Raw genomic sequence first — 22,131 nt, forward strand, 5'->3', positions numbered from 1 at the left:
TTCTTCTTTGTATTCTGTTCTAATATTCCTGCCCTGTTTTTCGTTCATTTTAGTTCAGCACTCTCCGAACAGAAAGGATCGGTGCATAGTTTACATTGGAATATTTGATACCGGACTTCGGATTCGACGCATTCAGAATCTGACCGCCGCCTGCATAGATTCCGACATGACCGCTGTAGCAGACGATATCTCCGGGCTGCATTTCAGAAACACTGACCCCTCTGCCCTGAGAACGCATTGCGGAAGAAGAATGAGGAAGTCCTACACCAAACTTGGCATAAACACTCATGACATATCCGGAACAATCGGTACCATTTGTCAGACTGCTTCCACCATAGACATAAGGATTACCGACAAACTGGCTTGCATAACTTACAACAGCACTTCCGGAACCGCCGGACGGTGCTGCATAAGTGCGGCCGGAAGATTGCGCTTTCCCGCCCGTGCTCTTATTTCTTGCCTGACTCGCAGCCTTCCTCTGTGCCGCTGCCTGTTTTGCAGCTTCTGCTGCAGCAGCTGCCTGTCTCTGGGCTTCTTCTGCAGCCAGACGAGCCTGTTCTGCTGCTTTGGATTCTGCATAGGAATAGCTGGTGGCTACGGCAGAAACAAACTGACGGCTGACATATCCATTGCCCGCATCGGTAGCAATACCAATCCAGTCCCCATTGGAATTATCGGTTACTGTGTGTTCTGTTGTACCGGCAACCATGGTCAGAACCTGGGCGTTCTCATCCGGAGCTGTTCTGACTCTCAAGGTATCCGCATTGATCGTAACGGTATTCCTGGCTGCGGCATTGATCTTATCCTTATCGCCGATGATCAGGAAATCCTTGTAGACATATCCGCTGACATCACCGGAAGTAATATTATACCAGTCACCCTCCTGACCATTGATCGTTGCAACAGTATTCGGATAGAGTTTTCCGGCATAATCACTGTTGGAATCCGGAGCAGTCCGGACATAAGCATAATCACTGACATTAGCAACGGCAAGCTTGGCATAACGTGCCTGCTCTTCTGCTGCCGCATTGGCTGCTGCAACTTCTGCAGCCTCCTGAGCTTCCTTCTCCGCCGTGATCTTCAGATTTGCCTTGGTCTGAGACGCCGTTGTGATCTTGGCAAGCATGGAAGAAACACCGGCTCTGGTGGATGCGGATTTTACATGATTGGTCTCAGTAGCGGAAGCTTTTCCTGAACGACTTACCGTACTTGCGATCGAAGAAGCCGCCAGGCTGGATGCTCCTGCCAGAGGTGCCGCATTCGCTGTCAAACTGCTTCCCGCAATCATTGCTCCGGCAGCGATGGTAAGTCTTGCCAGATTTCGAAATTTCTTATTTTGATTATCACTCATAATCCCGCCCCTTTTATACTTGTTCGATTTCTATGATTCTATCTGCAAATTTTCCGGCAAATGAATCTACTTGCTTTATATATCTGCAAAATATGACATGTTCCAGTCTTATTTGTAACAGTTTATTTCTATTTGTTACAGACATGTTAAATCTTAAGTATAATAGCACGGGACATACGATACTGTCAATGCCCGATCAGATACCTCTGCACACTTGTTACAGCATTGGCACCATCCGAAGCCGCCGTAATAACCTGGCGGAGCTGCTTGGTCCGGACATCGCCGGCGGCAAAAATGCCGGGGATCGAAGTTACACCATCTTCACCTGCTTTGATATAACCTTTCTCATCCCGTTCCGGCAGCCAGTCCCAGTCATTGGTATTGGGTTCTGTTCCGACAGCAATAAAGACACCATTCACTGAAAGCACCCGGCTCTCGCCGGTCTTCTTATCATGAACTTTCAGGCCTTCGACCTGACCGTCTCCCTGAATCTCATCCGGGATCGTATCATAGAGTACCTGAATTTTATCGATAGAGAGTGCCTCATCCTGAAGGATCTTGGCTCCGCGGAAACTGTCTCTTCTATGGATCAGATAGACTTTCGATGCAAAGCGGGAAAGGAAGATGGCATCTTCCAATGCCACATCACCGCCGCCGATGACCGCAGTTACCTTATTTCGAAAGAAAGCGCCATCGCAGGTTGCACAGTAGGAGACACCTGCTCCTGTCATTTCTTTCTCACCGGGGATCCCCAGCTTTCTGTTAATGGCACCGCTGCAGAGGATGATGGTTTTCGAGAGATAGCTCTCTTTATTAGAAGTAACCTTCCAATATTCTCCTTCCTTTTCCACTGACGATACCATTTCAACGCGAATATCGGCACCCAGTTTTTCGGCATGCTTTTTCATTTCCATGCCAAGCTGCATGCCGCTGATCCCGGGAAGTCCCGGATAGTTATCCACTTCATAGGTATTCACAATCTGACCGCCGCCCATGGGGCTGGGATCCAGGCAGACCATAGACAGGCCGGCCCGTTTTGCATAAATCGCTGCTGAAAGCCCTGCCGGGCCGCCGCCGATGATCAATGTATCTAATGTATTCATCTTTGCCACCTTTCTAGCTTCCAATGATTCTTGTTCTGTTGTAATATCAATTTTACCAGAATTTGATTTGTCTTACCAGTACAAGATAATCAAAAGGCCGACGGAAATCTCCTCTGCCTCGATCCTTATTTTTTAGATCCTTCTGATCTTACCTCCTTCGAGAGAGATCTTCCTCTCCTTATAGAGATGCCCGACCGCCCGTTTAAAGGCATTCTTGGAAAGTCCTGTCTCCCGGAAGATCACCTCCGGCTTTGCCTTCTCGGTAAAGGGAAGAACGCCGGCATAGGAATCCAGAAGATCCAAGAGCTTCTGCGCATCCTCCGGAATTTCTTCGACTGCAGCCTTTCGAAGGGAGACATCGAGTTTTCCGTCTTCCTTGACTCCTGTCACATGAAGTTCCAGTATATCTCCAATCCGGAACTGGCTGGTCTTCTCATATTTTGGAATCATGGCCGAATACTTGTCATCCACAGCAACAAAGGTACCGAAGTCATGTCCGAATTCATAGATTCGTCCATTGACCTGATCCCCTTTCTGATAGGGAGACTGCTTCGAAAGCAGATGATAGAGTCCCTTCATGGATGCTGCCAGACGTCCCGTCTTATCGATATAAAGCCGAACCAGGATCTCATCTCCCTCTTCCACTTTACCCTCCATCTCCCGGAAAGGAAGCAGAAGGTCCTTCTCCAGTCCCCAGTCCAGAAAAGCTCCGATCTTCGACACCTGGCGAACCGTCAGAGGGGCCATCTTGCCCACGGTCAGCCTGGGTTCCCTGGTCGTCGCAATCAGGCGGTCTTCTGAATCCTTATATAGGAAGACAGGCAGTACATCATTCACGCCTGCTGTCTCCGGAAGCTCCTTCTTCGGCAAAAGTACTGTCTCGTCCGACCCATCCTCGCCAAGATAGGCGCCGAAGTCCTTGAAACGGACGATTCGGAGGGTCTGTATTTCTCCTAAACGCATCTGTTCTCCTCCTGATTCATTCATGCTTAGAGATTTGTTTCAAAACCACCTGTTCACCTGGTCACCTTTTCACCTGGTCAAAAAACTTACAATGGCCAGGATCTCTCCATCACTTTTCAAGACCGCTGTCATCCGGTCCTCCTCTGTCTTTGTCTGAATGTAGACCATATCCCCGAAGACCGCCTGTTTCCGGTACTCGGTCCGGATACCGCGGATGGAACGGCCTTCCGGCAGAACCGCCATCGCTTCTTCGATATACTTCTCATTATTCATATGATGATTCGAATCCAAATGGGCCCGGGTCACTGTAAAGTTTCCGGCATCCACTAAGTCCTGTGGGGCAGGTTCTTCCATCTTACGACCTCCCCAATCTCCCTCGACCGGGGCATCCAGGCCATAGGCAAGTTTCATTTCCTTCGAAGCAATGGTTGGCCGCATTTTATTCTGATCCATTAAGATCCAGATCGACCGGGCCCGAACGAAGGCCTCCCCGTCGGGATCCCCCATTGTAAAATCACGAGTGGCGTAGAGTCCCTGATATCCGGTCGGCCGCGTCGTGATGAGGATCTCTTCACCGATTTTGGGCAGGCGATCAATATCGATCTGCCAGGAAAGGATGTACCAGCCCTGCCCATGCTCCCTCAGCCAGCGGATGGAAAAGCCCGTATCCTCTGACTGGAAAGTAGAGCAATCCTGAAAGTAATTGATCAGAGCCGGTATGCTAAGGATCCCCTCGGAATCCACTTCACTATAACGCACTCTGCTCTGCATCTCATATATCATCGGTGCTTTTCCTCCTTTCAACGAGTAAATACAAAAAAGGCACTGTGATGAACACAGTGCCTGAAACTGGCCCAGCAGGATTCGAACCTGCGAAATGACGGAGTCAGAGTCCGTTGCCTTACCGCTTGGCTATGGGCCATTATTGATCTGCCGCTCTCGCGTCAACAAATGATACTATACAGGACACTGCCAACTATGTCAAGCACTAAATTAAAATTTTTTTCAATTTTTTAGCATGCGTTTTTCACTTCTGTCATTCAAATGATATAGGCATGTCATGCCTGCCGCAGACTTTTGACACTGTAATCATTCAAAGCAAAATTCCCTCCCCGTCCTTTTCCACATAACTGCAAGATGTGGCATTCTCCAGTTTCAGGCTGCCCTTACTCAGATTTTGTAACTCATCCTGAAAACGACCGCTTTCTTCCGGCAGAATCCCGCGGATTCTCACAAGACTGCCATAATCCTTAGAAAGAAGGATCCCTCCGGAATTCCGGAAGAGATATTCCACCTTGCCGGCCAGATCATATGGATAGGACAGATCAAAAACCAGCCCCCTTCTCTCCGAAAGGACCAGGCTCTTCTCAAGGGAGTCTTTTGCTGCAGCAGAATAAGCCCGGGTCAGGCCGCCGCTGCCAAGAAGCGTACCACCGAAATACCGCGTTACTATGATCAATGCATTATAGATCTCTTGTCCCTTCAGGACATCCAGGATCGGACGACCGGCGGTTCCCTGAGGTTCTCCATCATCCGAAGCCCGCTCGACCATCCTCCCCTGCTCTTCGATCCGAAATGCATAACAATGGTGTCTGGCGTCATAGTGCTTCTTCTTCGCAGCCTCCACCAAAGAAAGTGCCTCATCCTCCGAATGAACCGCATGGAGTTCCGACAAAAAGCGGGATTTCTTCTCTTCATAGAAGCCCTCGCCGTCTTCCATGACAATCTTTCTACTTTCGATCAGCCGGCTCTTTCCATCAGCCATCCTTTTCTCCTTCCGATAATTCTCGGCTTATCCTGCCCCTGTAATCTCATTATACAAGAAAATTCCAAGCTATGATATAATCATAACAATTGTGGTGTAGCACAATTGTGAAATATAGACCCAGAGGATATATGAACCGTTTCATACGGAGGTATACATGAATTTAGGGAAAAATAAAGTGACATCGAATCGCACTTCTGACAAGAAGTCCATTCGGCGCCGAAAGAAAGCCGGAATCGTCGTGATCCGTTCCATCCTGGTCTTTCTTCTGGTTCTCATCGCCGGGGCGGGCCTGGCATTTACTTTATATGCAAGAAATCTGATTCAGAAACTGCCGGACGCATCCACCATCAATATCTCGCCATCCGGTTTCTCCACAACCGTCTATGATAGTGATGGAAAGACCTTGCAGAAACTGGCAGCTTCCGGTGCAAACCGGGAATACGTAGCGCTCGATCAGATTCCAAAGGATGTGCAGAACGCCTTTATTGCAATAGAGGATGCCCGTTTCTACGAGCATAACGGTGTTGATATCCGCGGAATCCTCCGCGCCGGTTTCACCCGGCTCGTATCCGGCGGACGTATGCAGGGCGCCAGCACCATTACCCAGCAGCTTTTGAAGAATAATTACTTCTCCTCCTGGGCTTCGGAGAAGACCTTCCGTGATTCCCTGAACCGGAAGATTCAGGAACAGTATCTGGCGATTCAATTGGAGAAAATCACCCCCAAGAAGACCATACTGGAAAATTATCTCAACACGATCAATCTCGGCCAGAACACCCTGGGTGTTCAGGCAGCGTCCAAACGATACTTTAATAAAAATGTCAGCGAGTTAAATCTCTCCGAGGCCGCTGTCATCGCGGCGATCACCCAGAATCCAACCCGTTACAATCCGATCTCCAATCCGGACCAGAACGCTAACCGGCGGAAACTTGTTTTAAAAAATATGCTGGACCAGGGGCTGATTACAAAGCCACAATACGAGGAAGCCTTAAATGACAATGTCTACGAGCGGATCCAGAATGCCAATAATGCAGTCACAAGCGCCTCGGTGAACTCCTACTTCGTGGATGCTCTCACCGATGAAGTCATTGATGATCTCGTAAACCGGCTCGGATATTCAGAGACTCAGGCATATCAGAAGCTCTATACCGGCGGCTTAAAGATCTATTCCACACAGAACTCCAAGATACAGGAGATTGCCGAGAACGAGATCAATAACGAGAAGAATTATGATACCAAGCCGAAAGTTTCCTTTTCCTATGCTCTGACGGTCAATCGGGCTGACGGCAGTTTTGAAAATTTCAACAGTCAGACCCTCTTGAATTACTTCAAGCAGACCAAAGGGCAGAAATATAGTATAAATTACAATAGCGAAGAGGAGGCAAAGGCTGCCATCGAGGAATATAAAAAAGCCATCTTAAAAGAGGGAGATACCATTGCGCCGGGCAATGAGTCCATCACTTTCACTCTCCAGCCTCAGGCATCTGCTACCATCATTGACCAGAAAACCGGAAAAGTCCTGGCACTTGTCGGAGGACGAGGAGACAAAAGCGCCAGCAAGACCCTGAACCGGGCCGTAAATATCACACGTCAGCCGGGGTCTACATTTAAGATACTGGCCGTCTATGCGCCGGCTCTGGACGCAGCCGGGAAGACTCTGGCTTCGGTAGAAGACAATGCTCCCATGACCTATGCTTCCTCCGAAAAGCAGGTCCGAAACTATGATGATAAATACACCGGCTTTACCAACTTCCGCGAAGCGATTACCATGTCCATCAACGTTGTTGCCGTCAAGGCCCTGACGGAGATCGGCACCAGCCTGGGTTACCAGTATGTGCAGGATTTCGGAATCACGACCTTGACCAGCGGGGACAATAACCAGGCTCTGGCCATCGGAGGTATTACAAAAGGTGTAACCAACCTGGAACTTTGCGGAGCCTATGCAACGATTGCAAATTCCGGTCTCTACCACAAGCCGACTTTCTATACCAAGATTGAGGACCATAATGGAAAAGTCATTCTGAATAATGAAAGCGAACAGGCTTCCGAGGGCACCAGAGTGATCAAGAGTACAACTGCCTGGCTTCTGACCAGTGCCATGCAGGACGTTCTGACAAAGGGTACCGGAAAGAGCGCCAGACCATCCAATATCACTGTTGCCGGTAAAACCGGAACCACGAATGATTCCCGTGATACCCTGATGGCAGGCTTCAGTCCTTATTACACCCTGGCGATCTGGGGCGGATATGATGACAACTCCCCCCAGTCCACCACAGCCTACTCCAATCGGATCTGGCGGAGCATCATGACACAGATCAATGACGGCCTTCCCGATCCGGGCTTCCCGGCTCCATCGGACATCGTCCAGGCCAATGTCTGCTCCGAGTCCGGAAAACTTCCGATTGACGGGGTCTGCAATGCCGATCCCAGAGGAGATAAGACCATTTCGGAATACTTTGCAAAGGGGACCGTTCCAACCGAAAACTGCGATCATCATATCAAGATCAAAATCTGCCAGGATTCCAATCTGCCGGCCGGCCCTTATTGTCCGGAATCAAGTGTTACAGAGAAAGTTTTTGTGACCGGAGGAAGTCCGAATACGACAGAGGCGCCTTATCTGATCGATCCTGCTGCCCTTCAGTCCACTTGCAATGTCCATACAAGTCCGGTCATTACAGAGCCTGTAATACCGAATGAGACAGGTGGGCAGGGGCAGACCAGCCAGGAGCAGAGCAGTCAGGGGCAAAGTGCTCCAGCTTCACAAGGCTCTGCCGGGCAGTCTTCTCAGGCTTCCGGCAGGTAGGAAGCCCAGGCTCAGGGAACCGCCGCGAAGAAAAATCGTAATACAGATCAAAATTCGAAATTGCGATAGTTTCAGGGAAGAAAACAGCCCAATTTATCGTAATAGAATACAGACAGAAAAAATCCGATAGTGAATTCCATGATTCACTATCGGATTTTCTTGATTCTCTTTCTATTACGATATTGTCCCCGGCTTTGGTAGAGCAGCGAACCCTGCCTCAAGCCTCATTGTTCCCGGCTTTAGCCAAGCAGTGAAGCCCTGCCTCAAACCTCATTGTCACCGGCTTTGGTAGAGCAGCAAACCCTGCCTCAAACCTCAAAAAGCATATCGCCATAGCTCGGCATAGGCCATTTTTCCTTATCGACAATCATCTCCAGAGCATCCACAGGTCTTCTCAAGGCCTCCATATCAGCCTCTACCGTTTGATAATAGTAGCGGGCTCTCTCCTCATGGTCTTTCTTCTCCATGCCAAGAACGACATCCTTCTGCAGGATTTCCATGGCCTTTCTGGCTTCATTCAAAAGCTCATCCGTCTTCTTCAGGATTTCCTTCTGTGTCTCCGGAATAAAACCAGCTGCCTGATGGATCTGGTTCATCGAAGTTGCGATTTCGGTCTCATAATTCATCACTGCCGGAAGGATCTGCTTTCCAGCCATATCCAGCATGGTCTTGGCTTCGATATTAACCTTCTTGGCATAGGTATCATATTCAATATCCGCACGAGACTCCAGCTCAGCCCGATTGAATACATGGAACTTTTCAAAGGTTTCGACCGTCTTTTCTCTGGTCAGGGCCGGAATGGCATCGACCATAGACTGAATATTGGGCAGGCCGCGGCGTTCTGCCTCTTCCACCCATTCCTTAGAATAGCCGTCTCCATTGAATACGATTCTCTGATGCTTGATTGCCAGATCATGGATCAAATCATGAATCGCCAAATTGAAGTCATCTGCCTCTTCCAGAATGTCGCAGGCATCAGAGAAGGCCTCAGCAACAATCGTATTCAAAACAATATTGGGTTCACCGACCGAATCCTCAGATCCGACCATACGGAACTCAAACTTGTTACCTGTAAAGGCAAAGGGTGATGTACGATTTCGATCCGTAGCATCCTTCATGAAATCCGGCAGAGAAGCAACACCGGTCTTCATTTTTTTACCTAGAATCGAATGGGTTGCGGCGCCTGTACTGATGAGCTGGCTCAAAACATCATCCAGCTGATCACCCAGATAGACGCTGATAATGGCAGGCGGTGCTTCCGATCCACCCAGGCGATGATCGTTGCCGACATCGGCGGCAGACTCGCGGAGCAGATCTGCATGGTTGTCTACTGCCGCCAGGATGCAGCAGAGAACCAGAAGAAACTGCAGGTTCTCATGTGGCGTCTTCCCGGGATCCAGAAGGTTGATTCCATCATCCGTGACAAGAGACCAGTTATTATGCTTACCGGATCCGTTCACCCCGTCAAAAGGTTTTTCATGCAGAAGGCACTGAAGGCCATGACGATTAGCAACCCGGCGCAGGGTTTCCATGATCATCTGATTATGGTCCACCGCAACATTGGCATCTTCATAGATCGGAGCCAGTTCATGCTGTCCCGGTGCAACCTCATTGTGCTCGGTTTTGGCAGGCACACCCAGTCTCCACAGTTCCTTGTCACAATCCCGCATAAAGGAAGCAATCCTGCCGGGAATGGTGCCGAAATAGTGGTCATCCATTTCCTGGCCCTTCGGCGGCATTGCACCGAAAAGAGTCCGGCCGGTATAGACCAGATCCTTCCGCTTCAGGAAGTTTTCCCGGTCAATAATGAAATACTCCTGTTCGACTCCAACCGAAGGTGTGACATAGTGGGAAGTCTGATTGCCAAAAAGGCGGAGCAGGCGGATCGACTGCTGACTGATTGCTTCCATGGAACGAAGCAGAGGCGTCTTCTGATCCAGTGCCTCACCCTTGTAGGAGCAGAAAGCAGTCGGGATGCAGAGAACAGCGCCCGATTCATCGTGGCGGACAAAGGCCGGAGAAGAGCAATCCCAGGTTGTATAACCTCTTGCTTCAAAAGTCGCTCTCAAACCGCCGGAAGGGAAACTGGAAGCATCCGGCTCTCCCTTGATCAATTCCTTGCCGGAAAAGCTCATCAAGACCTTTCCCTTTTCATCCGGCGCAGTGATGAAGGAGTCGTGCTTCTCCGCCGTCACCCCGGTCAGAGGCTGGAACCAATGCGTATAATGCGTTGCTCCCTGCTCAATAGCCCATTCCTTCATTTCATGAGCTACAACATCCGCCGTTTCCAGATCCAGATCACGACCCTGACGGATGGTCTCCTTCAGATTCTGATACGTTTTCTTCGGAAGACGCGCTTTCATCACTTCATCGTTGAATACATTCTCGCCGAAAATATCCGCAACATTGAAGTATTCTTTATTGTCCATTTGTTATTCCCTTTCTAGAGAACAAATTTTAAACGATCACTTTTTCTGATCATCAGCTTGTCTTTTGCCATTTCCGCTGCTGCATTTCCGATATGGCAGTGATATTTAATTTGTGGCATTCATCGTCGCATTCCGGTTATTCTTCCGGATCCGCTCGAATTCCAGCTCATCCTCCATCGATACGGATGCACCGTTTTCATGGAAATATTGACCATACCAGAGCAGGAACATATAGACCACCCAGATGTGTCTTGCGTAGTCAAATTTTCCTTGCTTGTGAGCATCCAAGATCCGAACCAGCTCATCGGTATGGAAAAAGAGTTTCGCATCATCCGAAGTAAATGCATCCCGGACGATCTGATAATACTTGTCATTTCTGAGCCAGACGCGAATAGGAACCGGGAAGCCCAGTTTCTTCTTCTCTGCCTGCTGCTTGGACAGATAGCGATTCGCAACCTCACGGAAGGCGAGCTTGGTATTTTCATTATTGACCTTGTCCTCCAGGCGGATGGTCCTTGCCAGGTTAAAGACCTCGCGATCCAGGAAAGGCACCCGGGACTCGATCGAATGCGCCATACTCATCTTGTCAGCCTTCAGAAGGATATCACCGATCAGCCAGAAATTCATATCAATGTACTGCATCTTCTCCGTATCCTTCAGATTCCTGACCTTATCATAATAAGGTCTGGTCAGACTCTGCGGGGTAAAGCCGGCCGTCGGATGGAGAAGGATCTTCTCACGAAGCTTCATATCATAGACATTGGCATTTCCGATAAAGCGGTCTTCTACCGGTTTACTGCCACGAATCAGGAAGGATCTTCCCTTGACACCACGCGGAAGAAGAGAGGCAATTGCTGCCAGACCTTTCCGAAGCGGAGATGGAAGTTTCTGATAAGGCGCCAGGGACATGGGTTCATGATAGATATTATAACCGCCGAAAAATTCATCCGATCCCTCACCGGACAGGATTACCTTCACATCCTTCGCTGCTTCCCGATCGACGAAATAGAGAGCCGATGCCGAAGCATCTGCCAGGGGTTCATCCATATAATATTGAATTCTCGGAAGTTCCGCCCAATATTCGTCGGTTGAGATGACCTTGCCCGTATTCTTGATGCCCAGCGTCTCAGAAAGAGACTTGGCATAAGGGATCTCATTGTATTTCTCGTAATCAAATCCGACCGTATAGGTCCGACTGCCGCCGAAATGACAGGCTACATAGGAAGAATCGACACCGGAAGACAAGAGGGATGCCACTTCCACATCAGAAACCATATGATACTTGATGGAATCCTGAAGGGTTTCATCAATCCGGTTCAGGAGTTCTTCATGATCCATGGGCTCCGATGCCGGATGCAGCATGGGATCAAAGTAACGGACGATCTCAGATTTTCCACGGCAGAAGGTCATATAATGACCCGGCATCAGTTTATAGATCCCCTTAAAAAATGTCTCCGGAAGAACGGAGTACTCAAAGGAGAGATACTGCTCCAGGGCCTGTGTATTGACCTCTCTCTGATAGGCCGGATACTCCAGAATGCTCTTGATTTCCGATGCGAAAACAAGCTCTCCATCAATGATGGCATAATAAAGCGGCTTAATGCCGAACATATCACGAGCCAGAAAGAGCTCATCCTTGGCGGCATTATAGAGGGCAAAAGCAAACATACCGCGCAGGCGGTCTAAAAGTGCAGTTCCCCATTCCTCATAGCCATGGAGAAGGACCTCGGTATCTGTCTCTGAGGAAAAAGTATGACCGGAAGCCAAAAGTTCCTTCTTTAATTCCTTATAATTATAGATCTCACCGTTAAAGACAATGACCAGGGAACGGTCCTCATTGAACATGGGCTGCGTTCCACGGTCGGAAAGATCAATGATGGAGAGCCGGCGGTGGCCGAGTGCAATCCGGTCAGTCAGATAGGAGCTTCCTCCATCCGGCCCACGGTGGATCATTCGGTTCATCATTCGGGTAAGAACTTCTTCACTGGACGGGTTATGGCCCGTAAACCCACAAATTCCACACATTGTTGCTATTTCCTTTCTTAAAGAACATGAAAGTTAAGTTTTGAAGCCGCTAAAGAAAAAGAGGATGTACCAATCGGAACATCCTCTATGGACTCTCTCAGACAGCTTTGCCGCCGGATGACATATCTGTTATTTTCAAGCCTTGTCCTTGGAACCGAAGAGCTCGATCTTCTCCTTGACTTCGGCGCAGATAGCTTCGTAGCCGGGAAGCAGAAGCTTACGAGGATCGTAACCCTTACCCTGCTTATCCTTGCCTTCTTCGATGTACTTACGAGTTGCGGCAGCGAATACCAGCTGGCACTCGGTGTTTACATTTACCTTGGATACACCAAGGGTGATGGCCTTTCTGACCTGATCGTAAGGGATTCCGGAACCACCGTGAAGAACCAGAGGCATATCGCCGGTCTTCTGCTGGATGGCATCCAGAGTCTCGAAAGAAAGACCCTTCCAGTTATCCGGATAAATGCCATGGATGTTACCGATACCGGCAGCAAGCATATCAACGCCAAGATCTGCAATGCGCTTGCACTCGTTCGGATCTGCGCACTCACCCATACCAATGACACCATCTTCTTCACCGCCGATGGCACCAACTTCAGCCTCGATGGACATATTGTGGTCATGAGCCAGCTTAACGAGTTCCTTGGTCTTCTCAACATTCTCTTCAATGTCATAATGAGAACCATCGAACATAATGGAGGAGAAACCAACCTCAACACACTTCTTAGCTCCTTCGTAAGTACCATGATCCAGATGAAGAGCAACCGGAACGGTAATTCCAAGTGTCTCGTCCATTGCGCGAACCATAGCTGCTACGGTAGCAAAGCCTGTCATATACTTGCCGGCACCCTCAGAAACACCGAGGATAACAGGAGAATTCATCTCCTGAGCAGTATTTAAAATTGCCTTGGTCCACTCCAGATTGTTAATATTGAACTGACCAACGGCATAATGACCAGCCTTAGCCTTCTTCAGCATCTCAGCAGCAGAAACGATCATAATAATCTCCTTCCAAAAATATCTACTAAGAATTTTAAAATTGATACAGAAACGGCTTTTTCGAATTCATATTCCAAAAACCGTCTACAATATTATAAAACAAAGGAATTTACGCTTCAACCATTATTTCCAGGGCTTTGTGACAGAGACGAATCTCTGAAGTGCTCTGCGTCCCGCCGAATTCTCCGTCCAGAGTCCAGGAGACCTCTTCACTCGATGTCAGCCGTATGCCCGATGTCTGGAAAGAATAGAGCATATCCGAATCCCTGCGTCCGGTCTGCAGACAATTAATGACATCCGCCAGTTCGATCGGGTTCTTCGGCATCCGGATCAGAGTTACCTCGAACAGCCCGTCATTCAGACTGACATTCTTCGGCACCATCTGCCGGAAACCGCCGATAGAATTCGAATTGGAGATCATGCCGTAAATAAACTCGTCATACATGACATTGCCGTCATATTCCACCTGCATACGGTAGGAAGGAACATCCCGGAGCTGTTTTGCTCCCTCGAGAATATAGGCCAGATGTCCTAAGTTATTCTTCATATCCTGCGGAGTAGAATAAGAAACTTCGGTAAAGATCCCGAAGGCAGCCACATAGACAAAATACCGGTCATTAAAGGAACCGATATCCACCGGAAAGGGTACGCCGTGCACTGCGATCTCTGCAGCCCTTGTCATATCCTTATCGATTCCCAGGGAGTTTCCGAAATCATTGGTAGAACCGGCCGGTATATAGCCGATCGGGATCCGGACATCCGACTGCATCATACCGGACACCACTTCATCCAGCGTGCCGTCGCCTCCGCTGCAGACGATCCGGTCAAACTCATGAGCCCGGTCTCTGGTAACAGAAATGGCGTCTCCCTGGCTTTGTGTGGTATGCACCGTGACATCAAATCCGGACTTCACCATAATGTCAAGGATCTCCGGCAGACAGGCACGAATCTGACCTCTGCCGGATCTGGGATTAAAAATAAACAGAAGTTTTTTCATTCGCCCCTGCCTTTCCAAAGATCATGCAGTCAGGAACTTTTCCATAGCATCTACAGCATCGGACTCATCCTGTCCTTCTGCAGAAACTGTGACCTTGGAACCGGCCGTAAGTACCAGGCTCATCATACCCATAATAGACTTGGCATTGACCTTCTTATTTCCGATCTCAAAGTAAACCTGACTCTGATACTGATTGGCCAGTTGTACCAGATGTGCAATTGGTGTAGCCTCAGTCGAATTTGCCATCTGAACAACTACTTCCTTCTTCATTACAGTTTTCCTCCTGCTTTCTAATCTCTAATGCCAGGGCCCCGATCCTGCGGAGCCTGTGATTGACGCCGGACTTGCCGACGGGCGGATCCATCATCCGGCCAAGCTCCACAAGGGAAGCATCCGGATGTAAGAGCCGAAGTTCTGCGGTCTCCCGAAGCTTTCCGGGCAGGGAATGAAGCCCCCTTCGATCCCGGATGAGCTCGATGTCCCGCACCTCTCTTACGGCTGCATCCACCATTTTTCCTATATTTGCCGTCTCACAGTTGACTTTACGATTAACGGCATTATTCATGTCCTTTCGGATACGAATATTCTCAAAATCCAGCAATGTGACTGAGGCTTCCATGATATTCAGCATATCGGAAATCTCATTGCTTTCCTTCAGATAGACCACGGTACGTCCCTGACGTGCCACCGTCTTTCCATGCAGATCAAAGGCTTCCATAACAGAAACGATCTGTCTGGCCTGGGCCGGATTTCTGGCTGCGATCTCGAAATGATAACTCTTGTTAGGATCGTTTATGGATCCGGCAGCTAAGAAACAGCCTCTTAAATAAGCTCTCTTCTCTTCCCATCCTTCGATCAGGCCATTGTCCACCAGGCCGTTTCCTATCGGATGTCGAAGGATCTGAAGAACTTCCTCGCTCTTTCTGCCAGTGAGAAGGATTGAATCCTCTGCTTTCTGATCTTCCTTCCGGCCTGTGATCCGGTACAGAAGTCCTTCCGTTCTCTCCCGGATCAAGACCTGGTCGGTTCGGATTCTAAGAACTTGCCCGTCTGCCTCCCTCTTCACCTCTCCGAAGAAAGCGAAGATTCCTGCCAATTCCGCGATCTGGCAGCTTCTTTCCTTGGGGAAACGTCCGAGAAGCTCTGTTTTCAGATCCGATGCGTAAGACAAGGTCTACTTCCCGATCTTACGGTCCTTATCGATATCGCGGTGCTCGATTTTCAGACCATAGTGATCCGCATGATTTCTAAGACGCTCATAAAGTTCATTTGCCAGGGTGACAGACCGATGCTTCCCACCGGTACAGCCAATGGCAATGACCAGAGAGTTCTTGCCCTCACGGATATAATTCGGGATCAGAAACTGCATAAGGTCGTCCAGCTTATCCAAAAACTCCTGAGACTGAGGATATTTCATCACAAAGTCCTGAATGGGCCGGTCGTTCCCGGTCATGGGCCTTAAGTTCAAATCATAATAGGGATTGGGGAGAAAACGCACATCGAAGACCAGGTCCGCATCCTCCGGGATCCCGTACTTGAAGCCGAAGGACAAGACCATGATATTCATGCTCTTATAATCCTGCTTCTCCACGAAGATCCGGGTCATTTCTTCCTTTAATTCCCTGGTCAGAAGATTCGACGTATCAATGATATGATCCGCCCTCTCCCTTAGAAATGTAAGGCGTTCCCTTTCTTCCCGGATGCCCGTCTGGATCCTTTCCTCTTTTGAAAGCGGATGATTCCGCCGGGTCTCCTTGTATCGCTTGAGGAGGACCTCGTCACTGGCATCCAGAAAAAGGATCTCGATCCTCTTTCCATCCTGTTTCAATTCATCCAGGATTCCTGCCAGCTGGTCCAGCTTTGCTCCCGACCGGATATCGATACCAACGGCCACCTTCTGATCTTTCTCTGCCTGCTCCAGATCCACAAAGCTCTTAAAAAGCGGAATCGGCAGATTGTCGACACAGTTGTAGCCGATATCCTCCAGAATTTTGAAGGCCGTGCTTTTACCCGAGCCTGACATGCCTGTAAGAAGAAGTAATCCCATACCAGTCCCTCATCAATCTGAACATCTTTTATTGTAACGACTCGTGCTCTGTGAAAATGAATAATTAATCCCTGTTTTTTGACGGAATATTATACAAATCTACGATTTATTCCAATTTTGAATTTGAATTGCATCATTTTCGATTACCGAATCCAAAAATCATTCCATCTGACTTAAGAAATCTCCCACCATGCGGACTTCCGGCTTCATCCGGACTTGGAACTTGTCCCATACGGTTTCCTGCACATGCCTTATAACAGAAAGAACATCCTCCGCTGTCGCATTGCCGAGATTCACGACAAAACCGGCATGCTTTGTGGAAACCTGTGCATCGCCGACCCGGTAGCCCTGAAGTCCTGCATCCTGGATCAGTTTCCCGGCGAAATAACCTTTTGGTCTTTGAAATGTAGACCCGGCGCTGCCATACTCCAAGGGCTGCTTTTCCCTCCGTCTTTGGTTAAAATCAGCGGCAACCGCTGCAATTTCTTCTGGATCCTTACCGGTCAGACAAAACTTTGCACTGACAAGGACAGCACCTTGAAATCTGTCCTCCATCAAGGCACTGTGGCGGTAGGACAGATTCATTTCCTCTGCCGGGACAGAAAGAAGACTCCCATCCGGCATTAATATCCGGACAGAAGTCAGGACGTCCCTGATCTCACCGCCATAAGCGCCTGCATTCATGAAAACCGCTCCGCCGACCGAGCCCGGAATGCCGGAGGCAAATTCCAGGCCGGACAGACTGGCATCCAATGCCGCCCGGAAAGCAGAAGCAAGGGAAGTGCCGGCATAGGCGAAGAGGTCTTCATTTTCTACCCGGGTCCCTTTCAGTCTTCCCATGCTGACGACAAGACCCGGAATGCCAAGATCGCCAACCAGAAGATTACTGCCGTTTCCCAAAAGAAAATAGGGCAGTTTCTCCTCTCTTAGAAAGTCCATCAGAGTCTTCAGATCTTCTTCGCTATCCGGCTGGCAGAAGACCTCCGCCGGCCCGCCGATTCGAAAAGTCGTATGCTTCTTCATCGGCTCTTCCTGTAAGACAGCCTCTGCCGGAAGACACTTTTTCAAGCGGGCCAGGGCTTGGTCCGAAACCAGACACTCCCGCTTATTGTTTCTTTCACTCATTCTTTAATCTTCCTTCAAGAAAGCCATATAGCCTCTGTATGCTTCATAGAGGTCGACCTTACTGATGATCTCCCAGGGAGAATGCATAGACAGGACAGCAACGCCGCTGTCGATCACCTTCATGTCATAGTTTCCCAGGATATAAGCGATGGTTCCGCCGCCGCCCTGGTCTACCTTTCCAAGCTCAGCTGTCTGCCAGGAGATCTCGTTCGTATCGAAGATCTTCCGGATCTCTGCCATGTATTCTGCAGATGCATCGTTACTGCCGGACTTGCCGCGGGCTCCGGTATACTTGTTGATGACAAGGCCGCGGCCGAAGTAGGCACTGTTATTCTTCTCCATAACGGAAGGATAATTCGGATCAAAGGCTGCGCTGACATCGGAAGACAGGGCACGGGAATTCCGCATGCATCTTCTGACGGAGACATTGGAGTCCTTTCCCAGCATAGAGAGGATCTCCGCAACCGTATCCTCATAGAAAGTCGACTGCATGCCGGTTGCGCCGACAGAGCCGATCTCTTCCTTATCTACCAGGAGGCAGGCATAGGTCTTTTCTCCCGGCTCAACATCCAGAATGGCCCGGAAGGACGGATAAGCGCAGGATCTGTCATCATGGCCATAACCCATGATCATGCTGCGGTCAAAGCCGTAGTCCCGAGCCTGGCCTGCCGGAGTGACCTCGATCTCAGCGGAAAGAAAGTCTTCTTCCCCGATGTCATATTTGTCTTTCAGGAGGCGAAGAATGTTCTTCTTCACGAGGTCTTTCTTCTCCTCGCCGGCTTCTGTCTCATCCAGAGGAATGGAGCCGATCAGGACATTCAGGTCTTCACCTTCTACGACCTTGTGGCCATCCTTCTTCATCTGATCTGCGGAAAGATGGATCAAGAGGTCACTGACTCCGAAAACCGGATCCTTTGGATCTTCACCGATATTGACGATGACGGAGCTTCCATCCTTCTTTGCAATGACACCATGCAAGGCCAGGGGCAGGGTCACCCACTGATACTTCTTGATACCGCCGTAATAATGGGTATCCAGAAAAGCCATGTCTGTATCTTCATAAAGCGGATTCTGCTTCAGATCCATGCGCGGGCTGTCGATGTGAGCGCCCAGAATGGCAAAGCCCTTCTCCGGATCTTCCCGGCCGATGACGAAGAGGGAAAGAGCCTTACCATAATTGGACCGATAGACTTTGTCCCCGGCTTTTAAGGTCTCTTTGTTTGCGATCATCTGATCCAGATCCCGGAAACCTGCCTTCTTCGCTTCCTCGATAAAGAAAGCCGTGCACTCGCGCTCTGTCTTATGTTCTGACAGGAAGCAGCGGTAATCCTCTGCAAAATCATATACCTTCTGTCTCTTTTCTCCTTCCGGGTACTTGACCCAGGCATTCTTACGTTCCATAGTTTATGTCCTTTCTATTGTAAGTGTAAGCATTACAAATAATGATTGTGTACCGTCTCAATTTTTTCCGGCATGAATCTTTCAAAAGCTTTCCACCCGGAGCTTTCCGCCCGGACTCAGTCCTCATCCGGGTCCTGGCCGGCGGCAATATTGGCCTGGACTCTCCGATAGAGTTCCTGCGCTGCATTGTAGCCCATCTTCTTCTGCCGGTGATTGACTGCAGCCGTCTCACAGATGACCGCCAGATTCCGGCCGGGGCGGATGGGCAGGCTGTGGCAGATGACCTTATGGCCCAGAATATCGATATATTCGTCCTGGAGGCCCAGACGGTCATATTCCGCACCGGGCACATATTCCTGAAGCTTGATCACTAGATCGATACTGGTCCGCTCCTTGACGCACTCCACGCCATAAAGCGACTTGACATCAATGATGCCGATGCCCCGAAGCTCGATCAGATACTGGGTCGTCGCCGGAGAAGACCCCATCAGGGTATTCTGATTCACCGCACGGATCTCGACGACATCGTCTGCCACCAGACGGTGTCCCCGTCGGATCAGCTCCAGAGCCGCCTCGGACTTACCGATCCCGCTCTCACCGATGATCAGAAGACCTTCGCCGTAAACATCGACCAGGACCCCGTGAATCGTCTTCATCGGGGCAAGTTCCTCATTCAGAAGGTAGATCAGCTCTGCCATGAATTCGGAAGTTCCACGCTTGGTGCCAAGAAGAGGCACATTGTATTTGTAGGCCAGTTCCAGGACTTCCGGCTCCGGCTTGAAATCACGGCAGTAGATGACGCCGGGAATCTGGTGGGATAAGAAGACATCCCAGGTCGAAACTTTCTCCTCGGTGGACTTCTTATTCATATAAGCATGTTCCACAGAACCGATCAACTGCAGCCGGTCCTTTTCGAAATGCTCATAGAAGCCATTGAGCTGCAGGGCCGGACGATTGACATCCGGTATAATGACCCTATGCGTCGAAAGGTCGATCCGATCTGTGAAATTAACGAGATTCATCTTTTCCGCAATTTTAGAAAGTTTTGCTCCTGACATATAGGGCCCCCTTTATTTGACCAAACAGTCTTTGGTTACACATCTGTAATCAATCATACCTTTCCCGGAGGAAATCTGCAAGACATCCGACTGTAGCGACCGGCAGGTGATTTATTCATCGGGATTTCCTGACACATCCGGATCCCCTGTATTTGCCTTTGGCTTGTGCAGAAATTTGTAGACTGACTCCGCCGCCCTGGCATTCATTTCCGGGATCTTTTCAAGGTCTTTTTGGCTTGCCGCCCTCAATGCCTCTGCACTTTCAAAATTTCGCATCAGAGCCTTCCTTCGGGCCGGGCCTATATTGGGAATATCATCCAGGAAGGAATGGATCTCTGCCTTGCCCCTGAGGGACTTGTGATAGGTAATGGCAAAGCGGTGGGCTTCATCCTGCAGGCGGGTGATCAGTCGGAAGGCCTCCGAATGCCGGTCCATAGGGATCTCAATATTGTGGAAATACAGGCCTCTCGTTCTGTGGTGATCATCCTTTACCATGCCGCAGACCGGGATCGTAAGACCAAGTTCCTCTAAGACTTCCAGGGCAATATTGACCTGGCCCCTGCCGCCATCCATCATGATAACATCCGGAAAACGGGTAAAAGAACCGACCTCCGGCTCCAGGCCCTTTTCCTTCAATTCCTTTTCTTCTTCAATGCCATGGGTAAAGCGCCGGGTCAGGACCTCCTTCATCGAAGCATAATCGTTGGGACCGGAAACCGTCTTGATCCGGAATTTCCGATAATCCGACCGTAAGGGCCTGCCCTTTTCGAAAACGACCATGGAACCTACGGACTGGAAGCCGTTGGTATTGGAAATGTCGTAAGCCTCCAAACGGTTTAGATTTTTCATATGAAGGAGGGCCGAAAGTTCCTTCATAGCGCCGATGGTTCGGCCTTCTTCCCTCTTGATCCTTTCTTTGTCCTGAACCAGGACCTGCTCTGCATTCTTCTGGGCCAGCTGAACCAGGCGGGACTTCTGACCGCGCTGGGGAATGCGGAGATAAACCTTATTCCCCCGCTTTTCCGTCAGCCACTCTTCGATCAGTTCCCGATTCGGAAGGTCCTTGGGAAGGAAGATTTCCTTGGGGATCACCGGCGTCCCGGCATAGAACTGTTGGACAAAGGCCTCCAGCTCCTCGGCCTCCGAGTCATCTTCGGACAGGCGTAAGAAGAAATGATCCCTTCCTAACATCTTGCCACCGCGGATAAAGAAGATCTGAACCACCGCATCCTCGTCCTGACGGGCCATGGCGATGATATCCTGATCTTCGTCTCCGGTCTGGGTGATCTTCTGCTTCTCTACACAAGCCTGCACCGAATGAATGAGGTCCCGGTAATGAGCAGCCTTTTCAAAATCCAGCTCTCCTGCCGCATCCTTCATTTTCTTCGTCAAATCATCGAGAATGGGTTTGTCATTTCCATTCAGGAATTCCACAGCCCGGTCTACATTTTGCCGGTAGGCTTCCTTCGAGACCTGACCGGTGCAGATACCGTCGCAAAGTTTCATATGATAGTTCAGACAGGGCCGGTCCTTGCCGAAATCCCGCGGAAAGACCCGGTTGCAGTTTCGGATCTTAAAGACCTTCTGGACCAGGTCGATCGTTTCCCGGACAGCATTTCCGGAGGTGAAAGGGCCGAAATAACGGCTCTTGTCCTTTAAGACCTTCCGGGCGAAAAGCACTCTCGGATAGTCCTCGCCCAGGGTCACCCGGATATAGGGATAGGTCTTATCATCCCGAAGCATGGTATTGTATTTGGGCCGATGCTCCTTAATGAGATTGGATTCGAGAACCAGGGCCTCCAGCTCTGTATCCGTAATGATATATTCGAAATGATCGATATGTTCGACCATTTGCTTTTTCTTGATTCCTTCGTCATGACTGGCCTGGAAATACTGATGGACCCGCTTGGTCAGGGACTTTGCCTTTCCGACATAGATGATGGCATCCCGGCTGTCATGCATAATATAGACCCCCGGCTGATCGGGGAGCTTCTTCAATTCTTCCTGGATATCGAACATGGAATACCTCTCTATGGCTTTCGCTTAGAAAAGGGGCTGTGAA

17 protein-coding genes and 1 tRNA gene are annotated in these 22,131 nt (G+C 49.6%); 1 reads left to right on the forward strand and 17 read right to left on the reverse strand.

Annotated features, from left to right (window positions below):
• Positions 1-49: 49 nt before the first annotated feature.
• From ACKX2L_RS08850 to ACKX2L_RS08875, 6 genes are all read right to left on the reverse strand, one after another.
• Positions 50-1,351 (reverse strand): C40 family peptidase, encoded by a 1,302-nt coding sequence (locus ACKX2L_RS08850; protein ID WP_497553103.1) that lies wholly within the window; start codon positions 1,349-1,351, stop codon positions 50-52.
• Between the two features lie 185 nt (positions 1,352-1,536).
• Entirely contained in the window at positions 1,537-2,454 is a 918-nt protein-coding gene (gene trxB, locus ACKX2L_RS08855; protein ID WP_497553104.1) for a thioredoxin-disulfide reductase, read from the reverse strand.
• Positions 2,455-2,586: 132 nt separating this feature from the next.
• Entirely contained in the window at positions 2,587-3,417 is an 831-nt protein-coding gene (locus ACKX2L_RS08860) for a CvfB family protein (protein ID WP_497553105.1), read from the reverse strand.
• Positions 3,418-3,486: 69 nt separating this feature from the next.
• Positions 3,487-4,200: an acyl-[acyl-carrier-protein] thioesterase gene (locus tag ACKX2L_RS08865; protein WP_497553106.1), complete on the reverse strand. Its 714-nt coding sequence runs from the start codon at positions 4,198-4,200 to the stop codon at positions 3,487-3,489.
• Positions 4,201-4,266: 66 nt separating this feature from the next.
• Positions 4,267-4,339, reverse strand: a tRNA-Gln gene (locus tag ACKX2L_RS08870).
• A gap of 171 nt (positions 4,340-4,510) precedes the next feature.
• Complete coding sequence (locus ACKX2L_RS08875) at positions 4,511-5,182, reverse strand: IMPACT family protein (RefSeq protein ID WP_497551568.1); 672 nt, start codon at positions 5,180-5,182, stop codon at positions 4,511-4,513.
• A 157-nt stretch (positions 5,183-5,339) separates the two neighbouring features.
• Here ACKX2L_RS08875 and ACKX2L_RS08880 point away from each other — a divergent pair, with 157 nt between their 5' ends.
• Positions 5,340-7,988, forward strand: a complete 2,649-nt coding sequence (locus ACKX2L_RS08880) for a transglycosylase domain-containing protein (protein ID WP_497551569.1) — start codon at positions 5,340-5,342, stop codon at positions 7,986-7,988.
• A 308-nt stretch (positions 7,989-8,296) separates the two neighbouring features.
• On the opposite strand, the gene ACKX2L_RS08885 is transcribed toward ACKX2L_RS08880, so the two are convergent.
• The 11 genes from ACKX2L_RS08885 to uvrC all read right to left on the reverse strand — a co-directional run bounded on the left by ACKX2L_RS08885 (position 8,297) and on the right by uvrC (position 22,088).
• Positions 8,297-10,417: a glutamine synthetase III family protein gene (locus ACKX2L_RS08885; RefSeq protein ID WP_497551570.1), complete on the reverse strand. Its 2,121-nt coding sequence runs from the start codon at positions 10,415-10,417 to the stop codon at positions 8,297-8,299.
• A gap of 105 nt (positions 10,418-10,522) precedes the next feature.
• A complete protein-coding gene (asnB, locus tag ACKX2L_RS08890) occupies positions 10,523-12,442 on the reverse strand; it encodes an asparagine synthase (glutamine-hydrolyzing) (RefSeq protein ID WP_497551571.1) in 1,920 nt (639 codons plus the stop codon).
• 135 nt (positions 12,443-12,577) lie between these two features.
• On the reverse strand, positions 12,578-13,441 hold the full coding sequence (gene fba / locus ACKX2L_RS08895) for a class II fructose-1,6-bisphosphate aldolase (RefSeq protein WP_497551572.1): 864 nt from the start codon (positions 13,439-13,441) through the stop codon (positions 12,578-12,580).
• A gap of 109 nt (positions 13,442-13,550) precedes the next feature.
• Entirely contained in the window at positions 13,551-14,438 is an 888-nt protein-coding gene (locus ACKX2L_RS08900; protein WP_497551573.1) for a diacylglycerol/lipid kinase family protein, read from the reverse strand.
• A 21-nt stretch (positions 14,439-14,459) separates the two neighbouring features.
• Positions 14,460-14,708, reverse strand: coding sequence for an HPr family phosphocarrier protein (locus ACKX2L_RS08905; protein WP_497551574.1), 249 nt, complete (start codon positions 14,706-14,708; stop codon positions 14,460-14,462).
• Positions 14,668-15,609, reverse strand: a complete 942-nt coding sequence (gene whiA / locus ACKX2L_RS08910; RefSeq protein ID WP_497553107.1) for a DNA-binding protein WhiA — start codon at positions 15,607-15,609, stop codon at positions 14,668-14,670. Before whiA ends, ACKX2L_RS08905 begins: the two co-directional genes overlap by 41 nt.
• A gap of 3 nt (positions 15,610-15,612) precedes the next feature.
• The gene (rapZ, locus tag ACKX2L_RS08915) at positions 15,613-16,485 is read right to left on the reverse strand and encodes an RNase adapter RapZ (protein WP_497553108.1); all 873 of its coding nucleotides are present in this window, start codon (positions 16,483-16,485) and stop codon (positions 15,613-15,615) included.
• Between the two features lie 159 nt (positions 16,486-16,644).
• Positions 16,645-17,610 carry a UDP-N-acetylmuramate dehydrogenase gene (gene murB / locus ACKX2L_RS08920; protein WP_497553109.1) on the reverse strand — a complete coding sequence of 322 codons (966 nt, stop codon included), beginning with the start codon at positions 17,608-17,610 and terminating at the stop codon, positions 16,645-16,647.
• 3 nt (positions 17,611-17,613) lie between these two features.
• Positions 17,614-19,011, reverse strand: a complete 1,398-nt coding sequence (locus ACKX2L_RS08925; protein WP_497553110.1) for an aminopeptidase — start codon at positions 19,009-19,011, stop codon at positions 17,614-17,616.
• Positions 19,012-19,127: 116 nt separating this feature from the next.
• Entirely contained in the window at positions 19,128-20,069 is a 942-nt protein-coding gene (hprK, locus tag ACKX2L_RS08930) for an HPr(Ser) kinase/phosphatase (RefSeq protein WP_497551579.1), read from the reverse strand.
• 111 nt (positions 20,070-20,180) lie between these two features.
• Positions 20,181-22,088, reverse strand: a complete 1,908-nt coding sequence (gene uvrC, locus ACKX2L_RS08935; RefSeq protein ID WP_497551580.1) for an excinuclease ABC subunit UvrC — start codon at positions 22,086-22,088, stop codon at positions 20,181-20,183.
• Positions 22,089-22,131 lie beyond the last annotated feature (43 nt).

This window comes from Porcibacter vitabionis, from assembly GCF_046263795.1.
In the GTDB taxonomy this organism is placed as follows: domain Bacteria; phylum Bacillota; class Clostridia; order Lachnospirales; family Lachnospiraceae; genus Lachnocurva.

Coding starts and splice junctions, on each gene's coding strand:
- ACKX2L_RS08850 (WP_497553103.1), bottom strand. CDS start 1,351: ATGAGTGATAATCAAAATAAGAAATTTCGAAATCTGGCAAGACTTACC.
- trxB (WP_497553104.1), bottom strand. CDS start 2,454: ATGAATACATTAGATACATTGATCATCGGCGGCGGCCCGGCAGGGCTT.
- ACKX2L_RS08860 (WP_497553105.1), bottom strand. CDS start 3,417: ATGCGTTTAGGAGAAATACAGACCCTCCGAATCGTCCGTTTCAAGGAC.
- ACKX2L_RS08865 (WP_497553106.1), bottom strand. CDS start 4,200: ATGATATATGAGATGCAGAGCAGAGTGCGTTATAGTGAAGTGGATTCC.
- ACKX2L_RS08875 (WP_497551568.1), bottom strand. CDS start 5,182: ATGGCTGATGGAAAGAGCCGGCTGATCGAAAGTAGAAAGATTGTCATG.
- ACKX2L_RS08880 (WP_497551569.1), top strand. CDS start 5,340: ATGAATTTAGGGAAAAATAAAGTGACATCGAATCGCACTTCTGACAAG.
- ACKX2L_RS08885 (WP_497551570.1), bottom strand. CDS start 10,417: ATGGACAATAAAGAATACTTCAATGTTGCGGATATTTTCGGCGAGAAT.
- asnB (WP_497551571.1), bottom strand. CDS start 12,442: ATGTGTGGAATTTGTGGGTTTACGGGCCATAACCCGTCCAGTGAAGAA.
- fba (WP_497551572.1), bottom strand. CDS start 13,441: ATGATCGTTTCTGCTGCTGAGATGCTGAAGAAGGCTAAGGCTGGTCAT.
- ACKX2L_RS08900 (WP_497551573.1), bottom strand. CDS start 14,438: ATGAAAAAACTTCTGTTTATTTTTAATCCCAGATCCGGCAGAGGTCAG.
- ACKX2L_RS08905 (WP_497551574.1), bottom strand. CDS start 14,708: ATGAAGAAGGAAGTAGTTGTTCAGATGGCAAATTCGACTGAGGCTACA.
- rapZ (WP_497553108.1), bottom strand. CDS start 16,485: ATGGGATTACTTCTTCTTACAGGCATGTCAGGCTCGGGTAAAAGCACG.
- murB (WP_497553109.1), bottom strand. CDS start 17,610: ATGAGTGAAAGAAACAATAAGCGGGAGTGTCTGGTTTCGGACCAAGCC.
- ACKX2L_RS08925 (WP_497553110.1), bottom strand. CDS start 19,011: ATGGAACGTAAGAATGCCTGGGTCAAGTACCCGGAAGGAGAAAAGAGA.
- hprK (WP_497551579.1), bottom strand. CDS start 20,069: ATGTCAGGAGCAAAACTTTCTAAAATTGCGGAAAAGATGAATCTCGTT.
- uvrC (WP_497551580.1), bottom strand. CDS start 22,088: ATGTTCGATATCCAGGAAGAATTGAAGAAGCTCCCCGATCAGCCGGGG.